This is a genomic window from Pseudomonas sp. GW821-FHT05D12 (assembly GCF_059419825.1).
Genome location: NZ_JBWKSN010000011.1, coordinates 202773 through 226417 on the forward strand (window position 1 = coordinate 202773; position 23645 = coordinate 226417).

The 23645-nt window shown below is 63.0% G+C and carries 25 protein-coding genes; 5 read left to right on the forward strand and 20 right to left on the reverse strand.

Annotated elements, in window-relative coordinates; genetic code table 11:
* Window positions 1–7: 7 nt before the first annotated feature.
* Genes AC07SI_RS21250 through AC07SI_RS21260 form a run of 3 tightly spaced genes read right to left on the reverse strand, consistent with a single transcriptional unit; the run spans window position 8 to window position 2537 of the window.
* Window positions 8–910, reverse strand: coding sequence for a transporter substrate-binding domain-containing protein (locus tag AC07SI_RS21250; RefSeq protein ID WP_106802409.1), 903 nt, complete (start codon window positions 908–910; stop codon window positions 8–10).
* 24 nt (window positions 911–934) lie between these two features.
* Window positions 935–1285, reverse strand: coding sequence for a RidA family protein (locus AC07SI_RS21255; RefSeq protein WP_065904878.1), 351 nt, complete (start codon window positions 1283–1285; stop codon window positions 935–937).
* A gap of 10 nt (window positions 1286–1295) precedes the next feature.
* Window positions 1296–2537 carry a D-amino acid dehydrogenase gene (locus tag AC07SI_RS21260; protein WP_495006455.1) on the reverse strand — a complete coding sequence of 414 codons (1242 nt, stop codon included), beginning with the start codon at window positions 2535–2537 and terminating at the stop codon, window positions 1296–1298.
* Between the two features lie 107 nt (window positions 2538–2644).
* Between AC07SI_RS21260 and AC07SI_RS21265 the strand changes: the two genes are divergently transcribed.
* Complete coding sequence (locus AC07SI_RS21265) at window positions 2645–3547, forward strand: LysR family transcriptional regulator (protein ID WP_495006456.1); 903 nt, start codon at window positions 2645–2647, stop codon at window positions 3545–3547.
* Window positions 3548–3570: 23 nt separating this feature from the next.
* Here the strand turns inward: AC07SI_RS21265 and trhA are convergent, their stop codons facing one another.
* Window positions 3571–4188, reverse strand: a complete 618-nt coding sequence (gene trhA, locus AC07SI_RS21270; RefSeq protein ID WP_065904887.1) for a PAQR family membrane homeostasis protein TrhA — start codon at window positions 4186–4188, stop codon at window positions 3571–3573.
* 203 nt (window positions 4189–4391) lie between these two features.
* On the opposite strand from trhA, the gene AC07SI_RS21275 reads away from it, so the two are divergent.
* From AC07SI_RS21275 to AC07SI_RS21285, 3 genes are read left to right on the forward strand one after another with little or no spacing between them, the layout of a single operon-like run.
* On the forward strand, window positions 4392–4958 hold the full coding sequence (locus AC07SI_RS21275) for a chromate transporter (RefSeq protein ID WP_120450299.1): 567 nt from the start codon (window positions 4392–4394) through the stop codon (window positions 4956–4958).
* A complete protein-coding gene (locus AC07SI_RS21280; protein ID WP_282397442.1) occupies window positions 4958–5500 on the forward strand; it encodes a chromate transporter in 543 nt (180 codons plus the stop codon). The genes AC07SI_RS21275 and AC07SI_RS21280 overlap by 1 nt, the downstream gene beginning before the upstream one ends.
* Window positions 5501–5538: 38 nt before the next feature.
* The gene (locus tag AC07SI_RS21285) at window positions 5539–6459 is read left to right on the forward strand and encodes a LysR family transcriptional regulator (RefSeq protein WP_065904893.1); all 921 of its coding nucleotides are present in this window, start codon (window positions 5539–5541) and stop codon (window positions 6457–6459) included.
* 17 nt (window positions 6460–6476) lie between these two features.
* On the opposite strand, the gene madM is transcribed toward AC07SI_RS21285, so the two are convergent.
* From madM to AC07SI_RS21355, 14 genes are all read right to left on the reverse strand, one after another.
* Window positions 6477–7241, reverse strand: a complete 765-nt coding sequence (madM, locus tag AC07SI_RS21290; RefSeq protein WP_058426582.1) for a malonate transporter subunit MadM — start codon at window positions 7239–7241, stop codon at window positions 6477–6479.
* A gap of 1 nt (window position 7242) precedes the next feature.
* On the reverse strand, window positions 7243–7656 hold the full coding sequence (gene madL, locus AC07SI_RS21295) for a malonate transporter subunit MadL (RefSeq protein WP_064454526.1): 414 nt from the start codon (window positions 7654–7656) through the stop codon (window positions 7243–7245).
* Between the two features lie 67 nt (window positions 7657–7723).
* Entirely contained in the window at window positions 7724–8623 is a 900-nt protein-coding gene (gene mdcH, locus AC07SI_RS21300) for a malonate decarboxylase subunit epsilon (RefSeq protein WP_495006457.1), read from the reverse strand.
* Window positions 8620–9216: a malonate decarboxylase holo-ACP synthase gene (locus AC07SI_RS21305; RefSeq protein ID WP_495006458.1), complete on the reverse strand. Its 597-nt coding sequence runs from the start codon at window positions 9214–9216 to the stop codon at window positions 8620–8622. The genes mdcH and AC07SI_RS21305 overlap by 4 nt, the downstream gene beginning before the upstream one ends.
* Complete coding sequence (gene mdcE / locus AC07SI_RS21310; RefSeq protein ID WP_495006459.1) at window positions 9210–9980, reverse strand: biotin-independent malonate decarboxylase subunit gamma; 771 nt, start codon at window positions 9978–9980, stop codon at window positions 9210–9212. The genes AC07SI_RS21305 and mdcE overlap by 7 nt, the downstream gene beginning before the upstream one ends.
* A complete protein-coding gene (locus AC07SI_RS21315; RefSeq protein ID WP_106802403.1) occupies window positions 9977–10816 on the reverse strand; it encodes a biotin-independent malonate decarboxylase subunit beta in 840 nt (279 codons plus the stop codon). The genes mdcE and AC07SI_RS21315 overlap by 4 nt, the downstream gene beginning before the upstream one ends.
* Window positions 10809–11108: a malonate decarboxylase subunit delta gene (locus AC07SI_RS21320; protein WP_213554037.1), complete on the reverse strand. Its 300-nt coding sequence runs from the start codon at window positions 11106–11108 to the stop codon at window positions 10809–10811. Before AC07SI_RS21320 ends, AC07SI_RS21315 begins: the two co-directional genes overlap by 8 nt.
* The gene (locus AC07SI_RS21325; protein WP_495006460.1) at window positions 11108–11941 is read right to left on the reverse strand and encodes a triphosphoribosyl-dephospho-CoA synthase; all 834 of its coding nucleotides are present in this window, start codon (window positions 11939–11941) and stop codon (window positions 11108–11110) included. Before AC07SI_RS21325 ends, AC07SI_RS21320 begins: the two co-directional genes overlap by 1 nt.
* Window positions 11942–13612, reverse strand: a complete 1671-nt coding sequence (mdcA, locus tag AC07SI_RS21330; protein ID WP_065904906.1) for a malonate decarboxylase subunit alpha — start codon at window positions 13610–13612, stop codon at window positions 11942–11944.
* A 325-nt stretch (window positions 13613–13937) separates the two neighbouring features.
* Window positions 13938–14372, reverse strand: coding sequence for a hypothetical protein (locus AC07SI_RS21335; protein ID WP_106802400.1), 435 nt, complete (start codon window positions 14370–14372; stop codon window positions 13938–13940).
* On the reverse strand, window positions 14335–14964 hold the full coding sequence (locus AC07SI_RS21340; protein ID WP_213554043.1) for a nucleotidyltransferase domain-containing protein: 630 nt from the start codon (window positions 14962–14964) through the stop codon (window positions 14335–14337). Before AC07SI_RS21340 ends, AC07SI_RS21335 begins: the two co-directional genes overlap by 38 nt.
* Before the next feature lie 61 nt (window positions 14965–15025).
* A complete protein-coding gene (locus AC07SI_RS21345; protein ID WP_495006461.1) occupies window positions 15026–15265 on the reverse strand; it encodes a DUF6124 family protein in 240 nt (79 codons plus the stop codon).
* Window positions 15266–15791: 526 nt separating this feature from the next.
* Window positions 15792–16211, reverse strand: a complete 420-nt coding sequence (locus AC07SI_RS21350) for a hypothetical protein (protein ID WP_065902111.1) — start codon at window positions 16209–16211, stop codon at window positions 15792–15794.
* Window positions 16189–16572, reverse strand: coding sequence for a polymorphic toxin type 44 domain-containing protein (locus AC07SI_RS21355; protein ID WP_106802397.1), 384 nt, complete (start codon window positions 16570–16572; stop codon window positions 16189–16191). Before AC07SI_RS21355 ends, AC07SI_RS21350 begins: the two co-directional genes overlap by 23 nt.
* Window positions 16573–16842: 270 nt before the next feature.
* Here AC07SI_RS21355 and AC07SI_RS21360 point away from each other — a divergent pair, with 270 nt between their 5' ends.
* Window positions 16843–17124: a HigA family addiction module antitoxin gene (locus AC07SI_RS21360; protein WP_495006462.1), complete on the forward strand. Its 282-nt coding sequence runs from the start codon at window positions 16843–16845 to the stop codon at window positions 17122–17124.
* Between the two features lie 144 nt (window positions 17125–17268).
* Here AC07SI_RS21360 and AC07SI_RS21365 read toward each other — a convergent pair whose 3' ends face one another.
* Both AC07SI_RS21365 and AC07SI_RS21370 read right to left on the reverse strand, forming a co-directional pair.
* Window positions 17269–17724, reverse strand: coding sequence for a chemotaxis protein CheW (locus tag AC07SI_RS21365; RefSeq protein WP_065902115.1), 456 nt, complete (start codon window positions 17722–17724; stop codon window positions 17269–17271).
* On the reverse strand, window positions 17717–23533 hold the full coding sequence (locus tag AC07SI_RS21370) for an Hpt domain-containing protein (protein ID WP_495006463.1): 5817 nt from the start codon (window positions 23531–23533) through the stop codon (window positions 17717–17719). Before AC07SI_RS21370 ends, AC07SI_RS21365 begins: the two co-directional genes overlap by 8 nt.
* Window positions 23534–23645 lie beyond the last annotated feature (112 nt).

A 23645-nucleotide genomic window follows, 5' to 3' on the forward strand; every position in this document is an offset into this window, starting at 1 on the left:
CGGGTGATCACTCCACCGGGTCACTCACCGGCGTGGCAATGATCGCCTTCAACTCGCTGGTCATCGGGAACTCCAGGTTCAAGCCCTTGGGCGGAATCGGCTGTTCAAACCAACGCTGATAAATCCCGTTGATCGCCCCCGAGCGGTACAGGTCGCCCAGTGCCTCATTGACCACCGCGAGAAACTGCGGGTCGCCCTTGCGCACCATGCAGCTGTAGATTTCCCGCGACTGCTCTTTGCCGACCACCACCCATTTGTGCGGATCCCTGGCCTTGGCGCGCTCACCGTAGAGCAGCGCATCGTCCATATAGAACGCCGCCGCGCGACCGGTCTCGAGCATCTTGAACGCCTCGCCGTGGTCCTTGGCGCTGATCACGAACATATTGGTCTTGTGCTCGGCGTTGTAGTTCTTGAGAAACCGCTCGTTGGTGGTACCGGCGGTGGTCACCACATTTTTGCCCTTGAGGTCGTCAAAGCCCTGGATACCGCTGTCCTTGGCGGTCAGCAACTGCCCCTTCACGTAGATAAAGCCGTAGGAAAATGCCACCTGTTGCTGGCGCTCTGCAGTCACCCCGGTGGAGCCGCATTCGAGGTCGACGGTGCCGTTCTGTACCAGCGGGATACGCGTCTGGGAAGTCACCAGGTTGTATTTCACCTTGAGATCGGCCACCCCGGTTTTCTCCTCGATGCGCTCGACGATCTTGCTCGCCAGGTCCACCGAATACCCCATGGGCTTGCCACTGCTATCCCCCACGTAGGAAAACGGCACCGACGCATCGCGATAGCCCAGGGTGATCGACTTGGCGCTGGCGATCTTGCCCAGCGTGCCGTCCAGCGGCGCTTGGTTGGCATGGGCCTGCGCCCCCAGCAACAGCCCCAGGGTGCAACCGGTCAACAGGATTTTTTTCATTGTTATTCTCCGTTGGTCTTTGAGTTATTTACGGACAGCAATCACGCTGATTTCCACCAGCACACTCGGTCGCGCCAGTTCCGCCTGCAAGGTGGTGCGCGTCGGCGCCATGCCCGGCGACAGCCAGGCAGACCACACATCATTCATTGGGGCGAAACCGTTGCCGATATCTTTCAAGTAAATGGTCGCATTCAAGACATGATCCTTGTCACTGCCGGCCTGGGCCAGCAGCCCGTCGATCTTCGCCAGCACTTCGCGGGTCTGGGTCGCCACGTCGACACCCTCGCCCGGCACCTGGCCCGAGAGGAATACCAGGTCCTTGAAGGTGACGGCGCCGGACAGTCGTTCGTTGCTGCTGATTCGCGTGATGGTCATGGGTGCATCCTTATGCGGCGCGGGGCGCCAGGCCCTGCATATCAATGGAAGGGACGTGTTGGCCGATCAACTCGGCGAGCAATTGGCCGCTGCCGCACGCCAGGGTAAAGCCCAGGGCTCCGTGGCCCAGGTTCAGCCACAGGTTGCGATAGCGACTGGCGCCAATCAGCGGCACGCCGGTCGGGGTAGCCGGGCGCATGCCGGCCCATTCCAGCGCATGCGTGTAGTCGCCAGCTGTAGGAAATGTCTCGATTGCCTGGCGCTTGATCAGTGCCAGGCGCTTGGGCTCAAGGCTGGCGTCGAAGCCGACGATATCCACCATTGCCGCCACCCGCAGTTGTTCGCCGATGCGCGCGTAGACGATCTTGCGGTCGTAGTCGGTGATGCTCACGTTCGGCGCGCGGTGCTGCGTGCCAATCGGCACGCTCAGGCTATAGCCCTTGAGCGGGTACAGCGGCAGTGACAAGCCCGGCAACGCCAACTCGGCACTGCGATGCCCGGCAGCCAGCACCAATTGCTGCACCGGCATCACTTCGCCGCCCAGTTCGATAGCCTGTACCGCACCGTCGGCATGCAGGATCCCGGTGACCTTGCGTCCCAGCATGAAGGTGCAGCGCCCTGACGCTTGAAGACGCGCCGCCAGCTGCTGGCAGAAGGCATGACAGTCCGCCACTTCCTCGTTGGGCGTGTAGATGCCGCCGACAAACCCACCTGCCGCGAGTGTCGGCTCCAGGCGCGCACAATCTACCGCCGACAGCACCTGCTGCTGAAGGACGTCGGTGACCTTGCTGCGCGCACGCTCGAAGGTATCGGCATTGCGAAAAGTCACCAGCTTGCCGTTGCGTCGCCAGTCGAAACCGTCCAGGCCGTCATCGACGCGCCATTGCTGCAAGGTGGATTGGCTCAGGCTCGCCAGGCGCAGCAAGTGCGCGGCGTTGCGTTTGTTCACCGAGCCGCGGCAGGCGCCGATGAAGGCCGCCATCCAGCGCCATTGCTGGGGGTCCAGGCGCGGGCGCAGCTTGAGCGGCGAATCGCCGCGCAGCAACCAGCCAATCGCCTGCAGCGGCACGCCGGCGTCTGCCAGCGGGGCGACGTAGCGGTAGGACAACTGCCCACCATTGGCAAAACTGGTTTCGCTGCCCAGGCTGTCGCGTGCCTCGATCACCGTCACTTCATGGCCGGCGCGCACCAACGCGTAGGCACTCGCCAGGCCGATAACCCCTCCACCGATGATGCAAACCTGCCTGGTCATGCCAGCCCCCAGCCGTTGAATAAGAAGGCTCAAGCCTAGGGGCAGGTGACAGGTCACCGACAATGAATAAAGATGGGTCACCTATAAACAAAGGTTATGGACACGCCATGCGCTTGCGTCATATCGAGATCTTCCAGGCCATCCGCCAGACCGGCTCCATCAGCGCTGCCGCGCAGTTGCTGCATGTGTCGCAGCCGGCCGTGACCAAGGTGTTGCAACACGCGGAGTTACAATTGGGCTTTCCACTGTTCCTGCGGGTGCGCGGCAAGCTGCAACCCACGCCGGAAGCCCTGGCGCTCGAAAGCGAAGTGGAAAAAGTCACCCAGAGCCTGCAAGGCGTGCGACGCCTGGCCAAGAGCTTGCGCCGCGAGCCGGGCCAAAGTGTGCGCATTGGCGCGATCCCGGCCCTCGCGCTGTCGCTGCTGCCGCCGGCGATTCTGGAGTGGAAGCACGATTACCCGAACATCGCCTGCGAACTGTCCAGCGACCACAGCCGCGAGCTGGTGCAGAAACTGTTGATGCGCGAGATCGACCTGGCATTGACGCTCAACTTCTCCGGCCATCCGGGGTTGACCACCCAGGTGTTGGCCAATGGCGTGCTGGTGGCGCTGGCGTCCAAAGGCTATTGGTCCGAGGCTGAAACTCGCCAGCCGCTGCCGCTCGCCGACCTGGCGGGAGCGCCGCTGATCGGACTGTCCAGCGCCGACCCGCTGGCCGCGAAACTCGACAGTTACCTGGAAAACGTCGACCCGCCGCCCCAGGTGACGATCTCGGTGCAAACCTATTCGCTGGCCCGGGCCATGGTGGAATCCGGCGCCGGGCTCACGGTGATCGACCCCTTCACCGCGCTGGGAGCCTCGACCGCCACCACGCGCATCCGCACGCTCACGCCGCCCTTGCCGATCACCTTGTACGCCCTCACCCGCGCCGACGAACCACCGCCGCACATGCTGGCAAACCTGCTGCAGATTTTCGGCAAGCGTGCCCGCGAGCTACTGGAACGCCTGTAAGCGTAATCGCCGGCAAGTGACGGTCACAGCACGTAGTGCATGATCGCCACAAAATGCAGCAGGCTGCCGCCGATCACGAACAGGTGCCAGATGCCATGGGAATGCCGCAGGCGATCCTCCAGGGCAAAAAAGATGATACCCACGGTATACAGCACCCCACCCGACGCCAGCCAGGCGAACCCCGCCGTGCCCAGCGCGGCGAGCAGCGGCTTGACCGCCACCAGCACGATCCAGCCCATCACCGCGTAGATCACGATCGACAGGATGCGCGCCTCGGACCGCGGCTTGATCTCCTGCAGGATACCGATCACCGCCAGCCCCCACACAATCCCGAACAGCGTCCAGCCCCATGGCCCGCGCAGCGTGACCAGGCAGAACGGCGTATAGCTGCCGGCAATCAACAGGTAGATCGAGAAGTGATCGACCTTCTGCATGATCTCTTTCCGTCGCCCCTGCACGCTGTGGTACACGGTGGACGCGCTGTACAGCACCAGCAGGGTAAAGCCGTAAATGGCCACACTGACGATTTTCCAGGGGCTGCCGTCCAGGCTCGCCACCACCAACATCCATACCGCACCGACAAAAGCTGCAACCGCCCCGAGCAAATGGCTCCAGGCGTTGAATCGTTCCCCGTGATACATGTGTCACTCACCTCGAATAACCGTTATCACCTTGAGCATTCTGACCGCAGTCACTCACTATCAGGTAACAACCTTTCTTCATTTGCCCTGACACCACTGCCCATCGGATGATTCACACCGTCCTTGCCGACACAGGGCTCAAGGGCCTCATCGCCGGCAAGCCGGCCCCTGCAAGGGTGCACCTGCCCCCAATGGTATCGACAATGCCTGAGCTCGAACCCGACGTGCCGCAACCCAGCCTATGGCAACTGTTTTACAACTTCGCCATGGTCGGCCTGTTCGGCTTTGGCGGCGTGATGCCCTGGGCGCGGCAGATGATGGTCGACCGCCGCCGCTGGGTCAGCGAACAAGGCTTCAATGAGCTGCTGACCACCGGCCAGTTCTTCCCCGGCCCCAACATCGCCAACGTCGGCATCATCTACGGCCGGCGCCTGCATGGCTTGCCGGGTGCGATTGTGACCGTCTGCGGGCTGTACCTGTTCCCCTCGCTGATCACCGTGTTCGCCGGTTTCGCCTACGCCAAGTGGTGGAGCAACGAGGTGGTGCAGCAGATTTTCGGCGCCGTGATGCCGATCGCCACCGGGCTGATGCTCGGCACCACCCTGCGCTTGCTCAAGGCCATGCCTCGCACCCTCGCCAACTACAGCGCGTTCGTGCTGACCTTCGTGCTGATGGCGGTTTTCGTGCTGCCGCTGTGGATGGTGCTGCTGATCTGCATCCCCAGCTCGCTGGCCCTGAGTTTTGTCAGCACACACAAGGTGGCCGGCTGATGCAAACCGTGCTGCTGCACCTGATGATCCAATGCGCGCTGTGGTCGTTGATGTCGATTGGCGGCAATACCGTGGCCATCAGTGATATCCACCGCTACGCCGTCACCGACATGAACTGGGTCACCGACGCGCAATTCGTCGCGTTCTTCGCCCTGTCCCAGGCGCTGCCGGGGCCCAACGGCATGTTCCTGGTATTTATCGGCCAGCAGGCGGCAGGGTTGCCCGGCGCGCTGGTGGCGCTGGCCGCCAAACTGGTGCCTTGCTCGGTGTTGACCTACGTCGGCGCCGGCTGGCTGGAGCGTCACACCCGCACGCCCTGGGTGCAGCGCGTCAAGCGCAGCCTGCTGCCGCTCTCCATCGGCTTGATTCTCGCCTCGACCTACATCCTGATGAACAGCCTGGAAAACAATGCCACCAGCCTGGTGCTGACGCTGGCCAGTGCTGCCGTGGTGTATTACACGCGCCTGAACGCGATCTGGCTGATCATCCTCGGCGTGGTGCTGGGCCTGTGCAGCGCATGGCTGGGAGTGAACTGGTTTTAGGGGCACAATCGACGGCATTCGAACAAGAGCCCATGGCCATGCTGATCGACGAAGAATTCACCCTCAAAAAGCTCGAGATCTTCCTGGCGTTCATGCGCACCGGCAACCTGGCCCGCGCCGCCGCCGAGCTGCAAACCAGCAACGTCAGCGTGCACCGCGCCATTCACTCGCTGGAAAATGCCCTGCGCTGCCCGCTGTTCAAACACGAAGGGCGCAACCTCACGCCGCTGGAAAGCGCCTACGTGCTTGAAGAGCGCGCGCAAAAACTCATCGCCGATGTGGTCGACAGCGTGCGCCTGACCCGCGAAGCCGCCGGGTTCTCCGCCGAGCGCTTCAAGCTTGGCTCGCTGTACTCGCTGACCGTCAAGACCGTGCCGCAACTGATCATGGGCCTCAAAATCAGGCGCAGCGAACTCAATATCGACCTGATCCTGGGCTCGAATTTCGACCTGCTGTACAAGCTCAAGAACATGGAAGTGGACGCGATCCTCATCTCTCTGGATGAGCACGCCAACGATCCCGACTGCGAACAGATTGCCTTGTTCAGCGACGACATCTTCCTCGCCACCCCGGCCGACTCGCCCTTCGACCGCGAGCGGGAAATCGACCTTGCCGACGTGCGCGACGCGACCTTCATCACCCTTACCCAGGGCTTCGCAACGCACCAGGATGGCAATCGCGTGTTCAAGCAGGCGGGGTTCGAGCCGAAGGTGGCGATGCAGGTCAATGACATCTTCACGCTGTTGAGCATGGTCAGTTCGGGCGTGGGTTATGCGCTGCTGCCGGGAAGGATTGCGGCGGTGTACGAGAACCGCGTGAAGCTGATACCGCTGCAACCCAGGTATCGGTTGCAGCAGCATATCGGCGTGGTGTTCCTGAAGGCCAAGGAGCGTGATCCGAACTTGCTGGCGTTGTTGGCGGAGTGTCGGATGTATGCCAATCGGCAGGGGACAGCCTGACACTCCGCTATCGGGGGTCAGCCCACCAACCCACGCACGATGAAGTACAGCAGCGAAGGCCCGAGCAAACACCCCAGCCCGGTATGGAACGTCGCCGTCAGCGCGCCATACGGCACCAATCGCCGATCCGTCGCCGCCAAGCCTGCCGTCACTCCACTCACGGTGCCGGCCAAGCCGCCAAACACCATCGCCGAGCGCGGGTTATCCAAGCCCATCCAACGCGCCGCCACGGGCGTGCCGACCATCACCAGGATCGCCTTGATCAACCCGGTGGCAATCGACAGCGCCATCACATCCGAGGTCGCGCCAATCGCCGCGCCAGTCACCGGGCCGACGATGTAGGTCACCGCGCCCGCGCCGATGGTGGTCATGCTGATTGCATCGCGGTAGCCAAACACCCAGGCCATGCTCGCGCCGACGATAAACGGCAGGATCGTGCCCAGCAGCAAGGCGATCACGCCAATCATGCCGGCCTTGCGCGCTTCGGTGGCCTGCACCTCAAACGCGGTGGCGACGATGGCGAAGTCACGCAGCATCGCGCCGCCCATCAGGCCGATGCCGGAAAACAGTGCCAGGTCGGCCAGGCCTTTTTGCCCGCCCGTGATCGTGCCGCCGACCCAGGCCAGCACCAGGCCAATGACGATGGCAATCGCCGAGCCGTGGATGCGTCCGAAGGTGAGTCGCTTGGACAGCACCACGGAAATCCACATGACCACGCCAACGAAGGCAAACGCGGTGATCAGGCCGTTATGTTCCAAGCCTTTTTCAATGAGATCCCACATATCAGCGGCCTCCCACGACAGGTGTCGGCGTGATCAGCGGCTCTTCATCGGGTAAAGGTTCACCCTTGTGCGTGCGGCTGATCAGGGCAATGGTGCACCCGCACACCACCACCGAACCAATCGCCGCGAGCACTGCGACCGGGCCGCCATGCAGGGCAGTGACGACGTTCTGTTGCGCGGCCATCGCCACGACCACAGGGATGTACATCGCACCCCAGAAGCCCACGCCCATCTCGCAATCCTTGGTCATGCCGCCGCGTTTTTGCATCCACAGGCGGGCGCAGATCAGCAGGATCATCGCAATCCCCACCCCGCCCACGTTGGATTTGACGCCGAGCAACACGCCAAGCATGTCGCCCATGATCACGCCCGCGAGCGTGCAGATCGCCAGCAATGCCACACCGTAAATAATCATTGTTGTTGTCCTCAAAGTGCTCGATCGAAATTGTTGTTTTTGTGCTTCGAAAGCCTTGGGTGGTGCTTTATCGGTGGCGGCGCTCCTCCTCTTCCAGCAAGGCCTGCAAGGTGTCCAGGCGGGCGCCTTCACAGGCGATCACCGTGCCTTGTTCAAACACGCGGCGTGACAGGCCGGTGAGCACGGCGCCCGGCGGCAGTTCGATCTGCAGGCGCACGCCGCGCTCGTAGGCGCTTTGCACGGTGCCGCGCCAGTCGACGACGCGGCACATATTGAAGGCCAGGTCGTCGCGCAATTGCTCGGGGTTGTGGATCGGCCGCGCACGCGTGCTGCTCAAGTAGGTGATGCGCGGCGGCTTGAGTGCACCGAACGCCTGGGCCAAGCGCTGGGCAGGCGCATCCAGCAGCGCGCAATGGGACGGCACGCTGACCGCCAGGCGCTTGGCGATGCCGTTGCCCTGGATGCGTTCTGCGACAAGCTTCATTGCTGCATCGCTGCCGGCAATGACGGTCTGGTTGTCGGCGTTGATATTGGCCAGGTACACCGGCGTTTCAGCACTGTGTATTTCGGCCAGCAGGTTTTCCACTGTGGATAACGCCGGGCCGATGATTGCGGTCATGCCGTAGCCATGTGGATAAGCGTTTTGCATCAGCTCGCCACGCAGGCTGACCAGTTTGATGGCCTCGTCGAAGTCCAGCGCGCCCGCAATTACCGCCGCCGGGTAGGCACCGATGGACAGGCCCGCGACATAATCCGGGGTGTGTTGCAGGAGGCGGGCGTGGGCCACACCGGCGATCAACAGGCAGAGTTGTACCGCGCGGGTCGACTCAAGGGCTTGCGCCGAGTCGAGCGCCAGGACGTCTTCGCCCAAGGCCTCACTGGCCTGCTCCAACACCTCCAGAGGCAGCTGGTGGAGCATGCCCGGCCGTTGGGCGCCCTGCCCCGGGAAAACCAGGAGGCTGCTCATGCCACGGCCTGCCAAGGGTCTTGCACAAGGTGTGCACCGCTGGCGGTCTTGAGCAGCACGCGGCGTGACCCACTTGCCCATTCGCGCAAGGCGACGGCGCCAAACGGGGTTTGCAGTTGCAGATCCACGGCGCACGGTGCGGTGTTCAATATCGCCAGCAGATCCTCGGCATCAGCGCGCTCAAGTCGCTCCGACGTACGCAGGATCAAATCCAGATCACTCTGCGCGTGCAGCGCTTGAATCCCGCTGGCCAACTCGAAACCCGCGCTGCCCGTGACACCCCACGCCTCCTGCGCCAGCACCGGCCGCAATAAATCGAGCGCGCGCAGCGCGGGTAAATCCCGTGGCGAGACCACACCACACAGAGCCTCGGGGATCACGCGCCGCTGCACTGCCGCCAGCGGCATCTGGGCGGCATAACGCTGCTCACGCAACCGCCCGCGTACGCCGACGGGCACATGACCCGGCTCGGCCATGGCGCGGCGCACCACCACCGGATGGCCAGAGGCGACGGCCTCCAGTACCCAGGCCGGTGCGTCGGCAGGCACGTGCGCCGGGGTCATGCCCCAGAGCAAATCGTGGGCGTTCACCATTGCTCCCGCAGCAGCTGGCGTACCTGGCTGGAGGCGGCGCGATTAGCCGCGCCGAGACGCCCGCTCAAATCGCGGCCGTCGATATCCTTGATCGCATTGACCAGGCAATCGCTGACCCGCGCCACATCGTCCGGCGTGGGCTGTTCAATCTGGCTGACCGACAAGGTCTCCCACAACAGCCCCAAGCTGGCATAGCTGTCGATGTCATAGGCCATCGGCGGCACGCTGGCGGCCAGGGCTTCCAGCTCCTCGACACTGCGCAGGGTCACCCGCGCCGCCGAGGCCTTGCCCATGGCGTGCACCATCACCCCGGGGTCACGCAGGGCGATCAGGCGGTTGGCCTGGTAGCCGTGGGCGAGGAACGCCCCGGACATCGCCTTGCCCACCAGCAGTGCGATCACCGGGTGGCCGGCCAACCGGGCGCGCGCATAGCTGTCGGCGGCGGCGGCCAGGGCCTGGTGAATGCCGAGGGCTTCTTCGCGACGGCCGTAGGCTTGGCTCGGTACATCGACGATGGCGATGATCGGACGCTGGTCACCGTGGGCGATGGCTTCATCCACCGCCTTGGCCAGGCCCCAGCCTTCGAGCAACCCGACTTCGCCGTTACGGGCGCGCGGGAAGCGGTTCTGAGGGTCGGTGACCACGGCGACAAAGCGCACCGTCTGCTCACCCAAGACACCGTCGGCAACCCTCAGCGACTGCGGCAGACCGTCGACAGGGGTGGCGCCGGCGCTCAATGCGTTGAACCACTGCAAGCCTCTCATGAGCGTTCTCCTTGATACAGGTCGCGTACCGTTGCCGCGTCGATTTGCGGCGTGGCGTCCAGTTGCGCAAGACGCGCCAGGTAATGTTCGGCCTGACGGCTGCGCTGTTGAGCAGGCAAGCCTTGTTGCAGCAATGCAGTGACGGTCTGCTGGATCTGCGTCACATCGTCTGCCACGTAGCGGTCGGCCAGGCCGCTGTTGAAGCGCTGCTCGCCGCCGGTCAGGCTCCAGATAAACGGGCGGTCGCGCGAATCGTATTCTTCCAGGCCGGCTTCCTGTTCGATCACTTGCGGGCCATTGAGGCCAAGGCGTGCTTCGCGGGTCACGACCAGGTAGCTGCACAGCCCGGCGGCGATGGACATGCCGCCAAAGCACCCGACACTGCCCGCCACCACACCAATCACCGGTTGATACTGGCGCAGGTCGACAATCGCCGCGTGGATGTCGGCAATCGCGGCCAGGCCCAGGTTGGCTTCCTGCAGGCGCACGCCGCCAGTCTCCAGCAACAGCACGGCGCGGGTCGGGATGCCCTTGCGATTGTCCTCGGCTGCCAGCTCCAAAGCGCCGGCGATTTTTGCACCGCCTACTTCGCCAAGGCTGCCGCCCTGGAAGTTGCCCTCGATGGCGGCAATCACCACCGGTTTTCCATCGATGCTGCCCTTGGCAATCACCACACCGTCATCGGCCTGCGGCACCACACCTTGGCGGCTGAGCCAGGGCGACATGACGCGTTGGAATGGGTCGATCAGTTCGCGGTAGGAACCGGCGTCCAACAAGGACTTGGCCCGCTGCCGGGCGCCCAGTTCGACAAAGCTGTGTTTGGTGAGGTCAGTCATGGCCGATCTCCTCGAAGCCCTGCTCCAGGCGCAGGCGCACCACGCCTGGGGTGGCGCCGAAATCGTGAATATCAATCTTCAAGGCCGGTGGCGTCTGCTCCTGGAAGATCCGTTCGAACAGATGCTGCCAGCGGAGCGCGGCGCCATTCACCGAGGTCTGCACCTGGATGGTCAGCGTGCCCGGCGTGCCCGGCTCCAGCAGCACTTCCAGGTCACCCGAGCCGACGCAACCCACCAGCGCACGGCCTTTTGGCGGTTGCCCGGCGGGGAATTCAAAGGATAAGGTTTCCATCACAACGCTCCGTCGAGGCGGTCGATAAACAGGCAGGCGGCCAACAGGTCGGCGGCGCCACCGGGGGAGGCATTCAGGGCCAGCAGTTGGTGGTCCAATTCATGCAACTGACGGCGACCGGCGAGGGTCGCGCTGCCGCCTGCATCGAGCACGGCCTGGGCGCCGCGCTGCATGGCATGCAGGCCTTCCAGGCCGGCGCGATAGAGCACACAGGTGTCGGCCAGGTCCGTCATGATCGCGAGCAAGGCATCCAGGCGCGCGTTCTGTTCGCCGACGTTTTGCCGGCGGCTCTTGTGCAGTTGCGGCAGGCCGCGTTGCACCACCGAAGGGAAGCCCAGTTGCGCTTCCTCACGGGCGCCCCGTGCGCCGAAACGCTGTGCGACCTGGGCGCCGTGGCTCATCGGTTGCGGCGCGTAGCGGTCGTTGAACAAGGCCAGCTTGGCAGCGTTGAGTGTCACGGCGCGCGGCTCCAACGCCGCCGCTGCGGTCAGCAAGCCAAGGGCCCAGATCGCACCGCGATGGGTATTCACGCCGCCGGTAGTGGCGAGCATGGCTTGCTCACCTTCGCGGCCGATACGCCCAAGGGCTTCGCGCAAGGGCAGGCCGACTTCACCGACGTCAATCGCTGCCTCGGCCATTTCCTTGAACATCGGCCACAGCGACAGCGCCGACGCGTGCATCAGGCCCAGGTGCAAATCGTTGTGGGCACCATTGCCACGCCGATCCACGAGGGCGGGCTTGGGCGACAAGTCAGCCTCATCGATCAACGCGTCGACGGCCATGTCTGCCAGGCGATCAGCCAGGCTCAGTTCATGCAGTTTGAGGGCGCGCATTTACCAGCTCCTGAATTTGGCGGGCGGGTTGTACAAACCACCCGACCAGTCCACCAGGTCGGCGACGCTCTTGGCCGCCAACAACTCACGGGTGGCGTCGGTGCGGCGAATGCCCAAGTCTTCGGGCAAGGCAATCAAGCCTTCGCGACGCATGCGTGCGGTGTCTTTCGGGTTGTGGCGCATGCCGATGGCCGTCACCCCGGCGACGGCGGCGATCATTGCCTGGCGTTCTTCGAGTGAACGCGCCTTGTACAGGTAGGCGATGCCTTCTTCGGTGAGCAGATGGGTCACGTCGTCGCCGTAGATCATGATCGGCGCCAGCGGCATGCCGCTTTTGCGCGCCACTTCCACCGCGTCGAGGGTCTCAACGAAGGTCGGCTTGCCGCCCTCCTGGAAGGTCTCGACCATCTGCACCACCAGCTTCTTGCCGCGTTCAAGCAAGGCTTCTGGCGCATCGTCGTGACGCATGTCCAGCCAGGCCGGTGTGCCGTGGCGACGACCGCGCGGGTCGTGACCCATGTTCGGTGCGCCACCAAACCCGGCGAGACGCCCACGGGTCACGGTGCTGGAATGGCCGTCGCCGTCGACTTGCAGGGTCGCGCCGATAAACAGGTCCACCGCGTACTGGCCAGCGAGTTGGCAGAACATCCGGTTGGAGCGCATCGAGCCGTCGCGGCCGGTGAAGAACACATCCGGGCGCGCGGCGATGTAGTTTTCCATGCCCAGTTCGGTGCCGAAGCAATGCACGCTTTCCACCCAGCCGCTTTCGATCGCAGGGATCAGGGTCGGGTGCGGGTTGAGGGTCCAGTTGCGGCAGATTTTGCCCTTAAGGCCCAGGGACTCGCCGTAGGTGGGCAGGATCAGCTCGATGGCGGCGGTGTTGAAGCCGATGCCGTGGTTGAGCGATTGCACATTGTGTTTTTCGTAGATGCCACGGATCGCCATCATCGCCATCAGCACATGCACCGGCTTGATGTGGCGCGGGTCGCGGGTGAACAGCGGTTCGATGTAGAACGGCTTGTCGGCCACCACCACGAAATCCACCCAACTGGCGGGGATGTCCACGCGGGGCAAGTCGCTGACGTCATCCACCAACTGGTTGACCTGCACGATCACGATGCCATCGCTGAACGCGGCAGGCTCGATCAATGCCGGAGTGTCTTCAGTGCTGGCACCGGTGTAGATATTGCCGGCGCGGTCGGCCATGAACCCGGCAGACAGCACCACATTGGGGATCAAGTCCACCACCAGCCGCGCGTAGAGTTCGATGTAGGTATGGATCGCGCCGATTTCCAGCAGGCCGTCTTCCAGCAACTGGCTGATGCGCAGGGATTGAGTGCCGGCGAACGAAAAGTCCAGCTTGCGCGCGATGCCCTTTTCAAACAGGTCCAGGTGCTCGGAGCGGCCGACACTGGGCATGATCATGTGTAAATCGTGGAGCTTGGCCGGGTCGGCCTTGGCCAGGGAGCGCGAGAGGAAATCGGCTTGCTTCTGGTTGTTGCCCTCCAGCACCACGCGGTCGCCGGGGAGGATCAACGCCTCAAGCGCCGCGACGATCTTGTCACTGGGCAACACGGCCCCGTCGGCAAAGTGCTTGACCAGCCCGAGCCGCCGCTGCTTCTCGTCGCGTCGCCGCGTCCAGCGCGAGTCGGGGGTTATTGTCGTTGTCATGGTCGCTCCACGGGTTTGCTGTCGTGGGCTGTACCTTAGGAGTGATTCGGGGGGCCATCAATCAAGCTGGGCGACGGATCATTACGGCTGGAGTAATGGAGCATCAGCAAATGCTGACCCGAGCCCAGTGAAGATCAAAAATATGGGACGGGGCTTGCCCCCCGATGGCGGTGGGTCAGCCAAGTGATGTATCAACTGACACTCAGCCATCGGGGGCAAGCCCCCTCCCACATTTGTTCAGTGGTGTCTGTGAGATAGCGGTCCCCAAAAGGGGCTGATCAGTCCCTGCTTGGGACCTTTTTCGCAAGCGGGCGCCGGCCCCTCCCTATCGCCACTCATGGCCAGCCAACATAACTTCCACTTTATTCAGCAGTGCCGTCGCGCTATCAACCAACTGGCCTAGCAGCGCCTCATCCTCATCCATATACCCTTCATATTCCGCCAGGTTTCGACGCTCATGACACAGGGCCAACAACCTTACCGCCACCTTGCCCACGTCGGTGGTGTGAACCAGACATTGAAAGACCAGATAGCGTTTGTCCGAGCGATAGCCTTGCAGGCGCAAGGCCGTGAGTGCGAGAGCATGGGCGGCGTTATAAGCCAGGTCGAAACGACTGGCGAACGATAACGCGGCATTACCGGCGTCCTTCAACCGATCCCTGGCAGAACGCATCAGCCCATCACACTCCTTACGATCCGGCGGCTCAGCTTTCAAGCCACCGCTACGTTGCAGATTCTCCAGGTTTGCTTTGCTGTCCATCCGTGGATACCAGGGGGTTGCCCCCCATCAGATTGATCTTGTCCTGCTGCACGACCCGCTGCACAAAACTGTTCCCGGCATTCCATTTGCCAATCCAGTCTTCAGGGGTGTAAAGCGTCGGGTTGATGGGGCGCCCCAGCTGCTCTTCCAACGGTATAAGCCGCTCCATGACTTCACTGTAGTTGAGGCTTTGGCCAATCAGCATCAGATCTATGTCACTGGATGAGTGCGCCTCGCCCTTGGCGATGGAGCCGTAGATAAAGGCCCAGGTTATGTGCTCGGCGAACGGTGCCAATGCATTGCGCAATGGCTCATCCAGGCTCAGCGTCTTGCGCACAATGGCTAACAGCTCCGAGTAGATCGGGCATTGGGGGTTGGCCTGGTAGTGGGTTTGGTTGCCCTGGCGCGTCATGCTCAAAATGCCCGCTGACTGCAAGCGCTCCAGTTCACGGGTGAGACTGCCTTTGCCCACCTGAGCCCACCGCGCAATTTCATTGGTGAAGAAACTTTTGTCCGGCTTACCGAAAAGCAGGCCCAGCACTTTTTGCTGGGTGACAGTGAAGAGCGCGGTGCTGAGCGGTAAGGTGTGCATGACGGCGGCCAAAGAGTCCCAAAAAGGGAACGATAGGTCCCTTTTTGGGAACGATCAAGTTTTAAGCCGCTGGGGAGGGGGAAATCTGCTCCAGCGCCTGATCCACCAACAACTGCCCCATCTCGGCCATTTGCTGGATCCCGAGCAGGATGGCGCGCTGAGAAGTGTCCAGGTCGAAGGCCAGGTTGCAGGTGAGCGCGTTGAGGGAGGACAGGGTTTCGCTGGCATTGACCAGCAGGGTTTCGGTGTTTTGGTGGGGGGTTACGGTGAAGAGGGGCGGATTGGGGGTAGGTTTGACCATGATGAAGCTCCTAAACAGTCAGTAAGGAGCGCCACCGTTCGCTTGCACGCGAATGAGGGTGGCGACCGTGCGCAGGTGTGCAAGACCGGGCCTGTTTAGGACACCCAGCAGGTCCGAAGACCTCCTGCGCGCAGCCGCCATAAAGCAGCGAGCACAAAAAACGCCCGTTGGTTGGCAGGGCGTTTGTACGCCTAAACAGTTTCGTCGGACTTGCACGTCCGTGTCACCGTTTTTTGTGATGACGGAACGAAGACTAGGCGCGCTGACTGCACGCGACAAGTTCATGCAAGGCTCAAAATCCTGCAGGAAAAATCCGAAGGCTCACCACAACTCTCAAGGCAAAGCACTTCCTGTGGCTGTGGCGAGCGGGCTTGCCCCGCGTTGGGCTGCGAAGCAGCCCCAGCAAGATAAATGCGTTGCTTCAGGTAAGCCGAGTTGGCAGGTTTTAGGGCTGCTGCGCAACCCAACGCGGGGCAAGCCCGCTCGCCACATTGATATTGCCCAACCTCGCGCGCAGCATCGAGAATCACAACGCCATGACTACCTTGGCCCCTCCCAGGCCTTCGAGGGCATAACTCTTGTACTCATACACCCGCCCCTGAACATCCAATCGAAGCTCGCCATCCTGCTCACTCACTTGCACAGTGGGCTCTTGGGTTTTCAGAAAGGGATGTGCCGACACTAATGTGGTGAGTATTTCCTGATCATTACCCAGATCCTTATGGACGTAGTATCTGTAGGAAAAGCCCACCGTCGCTCCGCCTTGGCCATCTCGCGCACCGTAAATCGAATTACCGTTGCCCAAGGAATACTTCAACACCACTTCGTCCAGAGCCGGCGCTCCGGGTGACATCAGCCAACTGCCGCCGATATAGATCAGGCAGACCGCCAGCAAGCAATTACGCAGAACAGGTGTGAGTCCCTTAATGGCCTTGAGAAATTGCATACTCAATACCTCTCCTTATCCAATATTGATCTCGCGGGTCGTCACCAAAAGGCTCACCGCCCCACCATAATCCAAAATCCGGAAGCGTGGTTTTTGCGAGGGTTTGAGCAACACCTGCCGCCCGCAACAGCACATGCTCTGGAATCCCCAGCACGGTGCCTGTTGCACCGTAATTGAAATTACCAAAAGCCTCGTATTGACGTCCCCGCCTCTTGTAGTTCCAGGGGCCGGCGGCACGAACCTGAGAATAAAACCAGGAGTAGGCGAACGCCGACCCGGGCTTGAGATGAATGCGTTTGCATGTAGATATCGCCATGTTTTCAAGAATTGAAACACCAGGCGGCATTAATGGTACGGCCATTTGCGAGTCCTAGCTGGCAGTGAGAAGCGCAGAAGCTATCCATCCCACCCAGGCTTGAATACCCGCTCAATCAAATGCAGAACTCGCCTACAGCCAACTCATACCATTCCGACATTTTTTGATCATTTACATGGTCTGCGAGGGCGTGTCGCCTGGTCCTCCGACAGACAGCGAAGAATGTTCGGATAGGCTTTTCAGGCTATTGCTCAAAGACCCAGCCGAAATAGTCGATTATCTTGACTACCACTGAATAGGAGTCTCTATAGGGGTATGCACAACCCACCTCACCCGGGTGAAATCCTGCTAGAGGATGTGGTCCCTGCCCTGGGCATCACCATCACCGAAATGGCCAGGCACCTTGGCTTCGCCCGCGAAACCTTTTCAAGGATCTTGCATGGCCACGCGCCTCTCAGCCCCGGCCTTGCCGTGAGGTTTGAGCGAGCCGGCGTGAGTACCGCGCACCTATGGCTGTCGATGCAAAGCGCCTACGACTTGTGGCAGGCCGAGCATCGGGAGCAGCCGATGATTGAGCCGTTTGCGCGGATTGATTGAGATCTTGGGCCGAGCACAATTCAGTGTGGGAGCTGGCTTGCCAGCGATAGCGGCGGGTCGCTTGTTGATGTTGTGACTGACAAGCCGCCATCGCAGGCAAGCCAGCTCCCACATTTTGATCTTCACGGGATTTGAGTGTGGGGTTCAGGCCAACCCGGACTCCACCAGCAGCGCCTCCAACCCCATCAAATCCGGCACCTTCGCCACATGCTCGCCCACCTGCACCGCTGCCAGTTCCAATGGGCACAGCGGCACATCGACATAACTCAACTGGCTATCGAGCTTGTAAGAACGCGGAATCCCCTGAATCACCAGCGCAATAAACTTCAACGTCGGCCGCCCGCCCAAGGCGTTCAACACAACAATGCGCGAGCGCTCTCCCGTCACGATGGCCTCGCCGCATACCGCTTCGAAGCTGATCAATGGCAATTGCCGATCACGCCACGTCACTTGCCGCAAATACCATGGCGGCGCATCGCTGGCCGGTTCGCCGCGTTGGAAGTCGATCAGCTCGGCGATGGCGACGTTGGGCAGCACCAGGTGGCGGTCGGCCAGGGGCAGGAGCAGGCCGGTGAGTTGGCTGGTGCGGTGGTCAAGCATGGGACTTGCTCCAATAGGCGATGCTTTCCAGCAGCACCGACTCTTGATACGGCTTGCCGAGGTAGTCGTTGACGCCAATCGCCATGGCGCGGTCGCGGTGTTTCTGGCCGGTACGCGAGGTGATCATGATGATCGGCAGCCGCATCAGGCGCGGGTCGTTGCGCACCTGGATGGCCACCTCGAAACCGTCCATGCGCGGCATTTCGATGTCGAGCAGCATCAGGTCCGGGGTGTGTTCTTCGAGCACGGCGATGGCGTCGATGCCGTCTTTGGCCGTGAGCACGTTCATGCCGTTGCGCTCCAGCAGGCGGCTGGTGACTTTGCGCACGGTGACCGAGTCGTCCACCACCAGCACCAGCAGCGGGCGCTTTTTCAGCGGATCGTTGAGGATCAGTGGCGCGTCAACCGCCTGCGCCGGCAACGCCGGTTGCCGCGCGCGGATATGCGCGAGCAAATCGATGATCAGCACCACACGGCCATCCCCGAGGATGGTCGCCCCGGACAATCCCTGCACCCCGGCAAACTGCGGGCCCAGGCCCTTGACCACAATCTCGCGCGTGCCGGCCATGGCATCCACGTGCACCGCCACGCGGCGCTCGTTGCACTGCACCAGTAGCACCGGCACCGGCTGGTACTGGCCGAGCAATTTCGGACGGGCAACGGTGTGTAGCAGGTCGCCGAGGTAGAACAGCTCGTAGCGCTGGCCGGCGTATTCGTAGCGCGGCGGGTCTTGCTGATAGTGCCCGGCCAACTCGTGCGGCAGCACGCGCACCAGGCCCTCGATGGTGTTGAGCGGGATCGCGTATTGGTCGTCCGCGCATTGCACCATCAGCGCGCGGTTGACCGACACGGTGAAGGGCAGGCGAATGCGAAAGTGCACGCCCTCGCCCGGCGTCGAATCAATGAACATCGAGCCGCCGAGTTGACGCACCTCTTCATGCACCACGTCCATGCCCACGCCACGCCCGGAGATCTGCGTGATTTTTTCCGCCGTGGAGAACCCCGGCTGCAGGATGAACTGCAAGACGTCGCGGTCGCTGATCTCTTGATTGGGATCGAGCAGGCCACGCTTGATCGCCTTGCGCCGCACCGCTTCAAGGGGCACGCCGGCGCCGTCGTCGCGCATGTCGAAGACGATGTCGCCGCCTTCGTGGGTCAGGTCCAGGGTGATGCGCCCCTTCTCCGGCTTGCCGGCGGCCAAGCGTGCGTCGCGGGATTCCAGGCCATGGTCGACGGCGTTGCGCAGCATATGTTCGAGCGGCGCGGCCATGCGCTCCAGCACGTTGCGGTCCATCTCACCCTCGGCATTGCCGACGATGAATTCCACGTCCTTGCCCAGCTCGCCCGCCACCTGGCGCACGATGCGCTTGAGGCGCGGCAGCATGCGGCCGAACGGCACCATGCGCGTGCGCATCAGGCCTTCCTGCAACTCGGTGTTGATGCGTGCCTGTTGCTGCAACAGGTCGTGGGCGTCCTGGTTGCGGCGTTCAAGCGTGTCCTTGAGGTCGAGCAGGTCGGAGGCCGATTCAGAGAGTGCGCGGGACAATTGCTGCAACTGTGAATGGCGGTCCATTTCCAGCGGGTCGAATTCTTCATACCCCAGGCGTTCGGCCTCGGCCTGCTGGCGACTGAGGATGCGGCCCTGGGTCTCGGTGTCGAGGCGGCGCAGTTGGTCGCGCATGCGCTCGATGGTGGTTTCCACTTCAGTCAGAGCGATGCGCGCGTCGTTGACCTGCTGCTCGATCCGGCCACGAAAAATCGAGGTTTCACCGGCGAGGTTGACCAGGTCGTCGAGCAGGTCGGCGGAGATTTTCACCATGTCCGCAGCGGGGTCTATCGCGGCTTCGACCTTGCCCGCCGGCAATGCCACCGGCACCACCGGTTCATCGCTGGGGTGCACGAGGCTTTTGATGCGCTCGATCAGCTTGTCCACCGAACCCACCGGCAGGCCATCGGCGACCGCATCGATCATCTGCGCCAGGCGGTCATGGCAGCCCTGCAGCAATGCAAACAACTCGTCAGACGGCGCCAGCAAGCCGGCGGACAGACCCTCGTAGAGAAACTCCAGTTCATGCGCCAGATCACCAATCGGCCCGATCTCGACCATGCGCGCGCCACCCTTGAGGGTGTGCAGGTCGCGCAGCAGGGTTTCGACTTCTTGGCGATTGTTCGGCTCGGCCTGCCAGCGCAGCAACGCGCTGCCGGAACTGTCGAGAATGTCGGCGGCCTCTTCAAGGAAGATATCCAGCAACTCCGGGTCGGCGCTCGAGGTTTCAGCGGCCTGCGCAGCGGCGGAGGGCGTACCGCCCTGGCGCAGCGCGCGCACCTTGGCGATCAGCTCGGCGCTGTCACTCAGGGGCTGATGGTGTTGCAGCTCTTCCAGCTGCAGCGCCAGGCGTTCATGGCTGGCCATCAGTACTTGGGACAGCTCGGGGGAGTAGCTGTAGCGACGGTCCACCAGGCCTTCGTAAAGGCATTCCAGCTCATGGGCCAGGTCGCCCACCGGGCCGATTTCGGCCATCCGCGCGCCGCCCTTGAGGGTGTGCAGGTCGCGCTGCAATGAGGACAACGGCGCCGCGCTGTCGGGCTCCAGCAACCAGCGCTTGAGGGACTGCCCGGCGCTGTCGAGGATATCCACCGCCTCTTCCAGGAAGATCTCGACGATCTCGTCGTCCATGGCGGTGTCGTGCTCCAACTGCTGCGTCGCGGCGCCCAGTTCGGAGATGCTCAGGGTGCGGCTGCCGTCACTCTTGATCAGGCCGGTGGCGGACGGGTCGAGGGCCTCATCCAACAGTTCGCGCAGCGCCTCGACCCGTGCCGGCGCCGGGTTGATTTCCTGCCCGGCGGCCAGTTGGTCGAGCATGCTGATCAACGCTTCATGGGCCTGCTCGGCCTCCTGGAAAAACCGCTCGCTGACCGCCAGGCTGCTCTCTTCCACGGCGCCATACAGGTCGAGCAAGGCTTCACACAGTTCGTCGATGGCGTGCAGGTCGGCGACGTGCGCGCCCTCGCCCAGCGTAGTCAGTTCGTCGAGCAGCGCAGTGAGCTCCTGGCGTTCGCCGGGGTGCTGTTGCCAGCGGCGCAGCAGGCTTTCGGCGTCCAGCAGGATGTCCATGCCCTGGGCCAGGAAGTTGGCGATCAACTGCGGGTCGCGCTTGATGCGCAGGCCAGTGTTGGGCGCGTCGAGCAGCGCTGCGAGCTGTTGATCGAGCAGGCTTTGGGTCCGATTGATCAGGTCCTGCGCGCCCTGGATCGGCGCCAGGGGATCGCTCAGGCGGCGCAGCCCGCGCTGGAACAGGCCCTCGGCTTCGAGCAGCAACTCCACTTCGTCCAGGTCCAGCGGCAGGCGGTGCGCCTTGTACTCGCGGGTCAGGTGATCGAGTGGACGCGCCAGCTCGGCGATAGGCAACACGCCAGCCATGTAGGCGCTGCCCTTGAGGGTATGCAGGGCGCGCTGCAATTCATCGCTGACTTGCAGCGGCACATGCTCGGCGGCCTCTTGCAGGAAGTGGTTGAGGCTCTCCAGGTGACTCTGGGCTTCGTTGCGGAAGATCTCCAGCAGCATCGGGTCATGGGCTTCGGCGACCGGCGCCTGCGCACCGCTGGCCAAGGCGTGGGCGCGAGCGGCCAGGGCGTCGACTGCATCACGCTGGTGCTGGTCGTCGGTGGCAAAATCGGCGATCAGTTCCGGCAGCAAATCCACCGCCTCGTCCAGCACCTGTTGCACCTCGGGGCCGAGCGCCACGCTGCGCTCCAGCACGCGGTTGAGCAGGTTCTCCACGGCCCAGGCCAGCTCGGCCAGTACCAGCGCGCGCACCATGCGGCCGCTGCCCTTGAGGGTGTGGAAGGCGCGGCGCATTTCGCCCTGGGCGGTTTTATCGGCGCTGTTGGGCAAGGAGCGGTGCAGCACCTCAAGGACTTCGTCGGTTTCTTCGAGGAAGACCTCACGTAGCTCGTCGTCGATCGGTTCCTCATCGGCCGGCGGCGGCAGCAGGCTGCCGGGACGCTGCAGGGCCGGCGGGTTGAGGCGCGAAGTGGGACTGGCCAAGGCGTCGAATTGGGATTGGCTGGGTGCGATCTCGGTCGAGAGTGCCCCGTCCGGCGCGACCAGCGCCTGGCGCCAAGGCTTTTCGGCGGGCAGATAACCCAGCGCGGCCAAGCCCTGGGTGGCCAGCTCCAGCACTCGTTCGCCGGCGGCGTCGGGGTCCTGGAGCATGCGTTCGAGGTAGTACTCCAGGCTGCTGATCACATCGGCAAAATGCCCCAACTGCGCCTCGGAAGGCGGGCTGTCGTGGGTCATCAACTGTTCATCGACATAATCGGTGCAACCGCGCATCAGGCTCGCCGCCCGTGGCAGCGGAATCATCGCCAGCGCACCGCGTACCTGGCTCAGCAGCTCCGGCAGGGATTCCAGGCGCTGGCGGTCCCACTGCGCTTCGATGCAATCAATCACCAACTCCTTGGCCTGGCGCAGGCACTGGCAGGACTCGCGGATCACCAGTTGATGAATCTGGGTCAGGTCCGTGGTCGGCAGGCGGCTCTCTTCGCGGCTTTCCGGCTCGACGGTGCCGACCATGCCGGCCAGCGTCGCTTCGACATACAGCAAGGCACCCGCGACATCCATCAGCACCGCGTCATTCGGCTCGCGCTGCCCCTGGGCCAGGCTCAGCACCACGGCGAGCTGGTCGATAATCACTTTGCGTGGCTGGCCAAAGCCCAGCACGGCCAGGGTATCGGCGATCTGCCGCAGCGGCGCGAGCAGCGCGTCGAGGTCGCTGGTGTGCTGGCGGTCGCTGCGCACGAACAGGTCGAGACGTTCCTTGACCCGCACCAGTTCCTCGCACAACGCACCGAGTACCGAGCCCATGGCATTGCGGTCCGGCCCGGCCAGGCGCGCGCGTTCGGCATCGACCACGGCACTGTCGGGCAAGGCCTCATCCAGGCCGTAGCGCTCCTTGAGGCTTTGCATGCGCGGCGTTGGCCGGGTGACCTTGGCCACGTAGAACAGCAGGCTCTTGAGCAATTCATCCGGCGCCGGTCGGTTGATCGCGCCAATGCCCTGGGCCAGCAGGCGCTTGAGTTCCTTGTCACTGGCCTTGAGCAGGCTGCGCAACGCCGGGCTGTTGGCGATCACGCCGGTGAGCATGCCTTCAACGAGCGCCGAGGTGACCTGCCACAGCGGCAACAGCGGCGCGCCCTGGCACAGGGCTTCAAGGCGGGCAAAGACCCGCGCCATGTCTTCCAGGTTGCTCGGGCCGTGGTCTTCACGCAGCAGGCCGGCCAGGGCCTGTTGCAGCAATTGGTGCCACTGGCGCAGTTGCTCGGCAAGGTCAGGGGCGGCGCGCTGGGCCAAGGCTTCGTCGGGCAGCGGTGCAATCGACAGCAGTTGCGGGCTGAACAGGCTGGTTTCCGAGAGCAGGCTTTCACCGCGTGCGGTGCGCAGATCGTTGAGCAGCGGCAACACTACCAACGGCAGGTCGCGGCGGGCGCTGTGGATGCGGTCCAGGTACAACGGCAATTGACCGAGGGCCTGTTGCAGCAGGCGGATGCTTTCATCGCGCCGGCTGACACGCCCGGCCTGCAGGGCCAGGGCCAGTTCTTCGATCTCTTCGGCGAGCAGCGCCGCGCCGTAGAACTCGACCATTTGCAGCGCACCGTGGACCTGGTGGATACCGGCCAGGCACTCGGCGATCGCATCGCCATCGCTGGTGTCGACATAGGTATCGAGCGCCGACCGGGCCTGTTTCAGGGTTTCGGCAATGTCGCCCTTGACCCATTCGAGGGCCACGTAGTCGTGCCGATCAACCATAACTGCTCCGCTTAGAATTCGTGAATTGCGTGTGTTGCCAAGAACCCTGGAGATCCATGTGGGCGCTGGCTGGCCTGCGATGGCGGTGGGTCAGCTGCAGATGTATCCACTG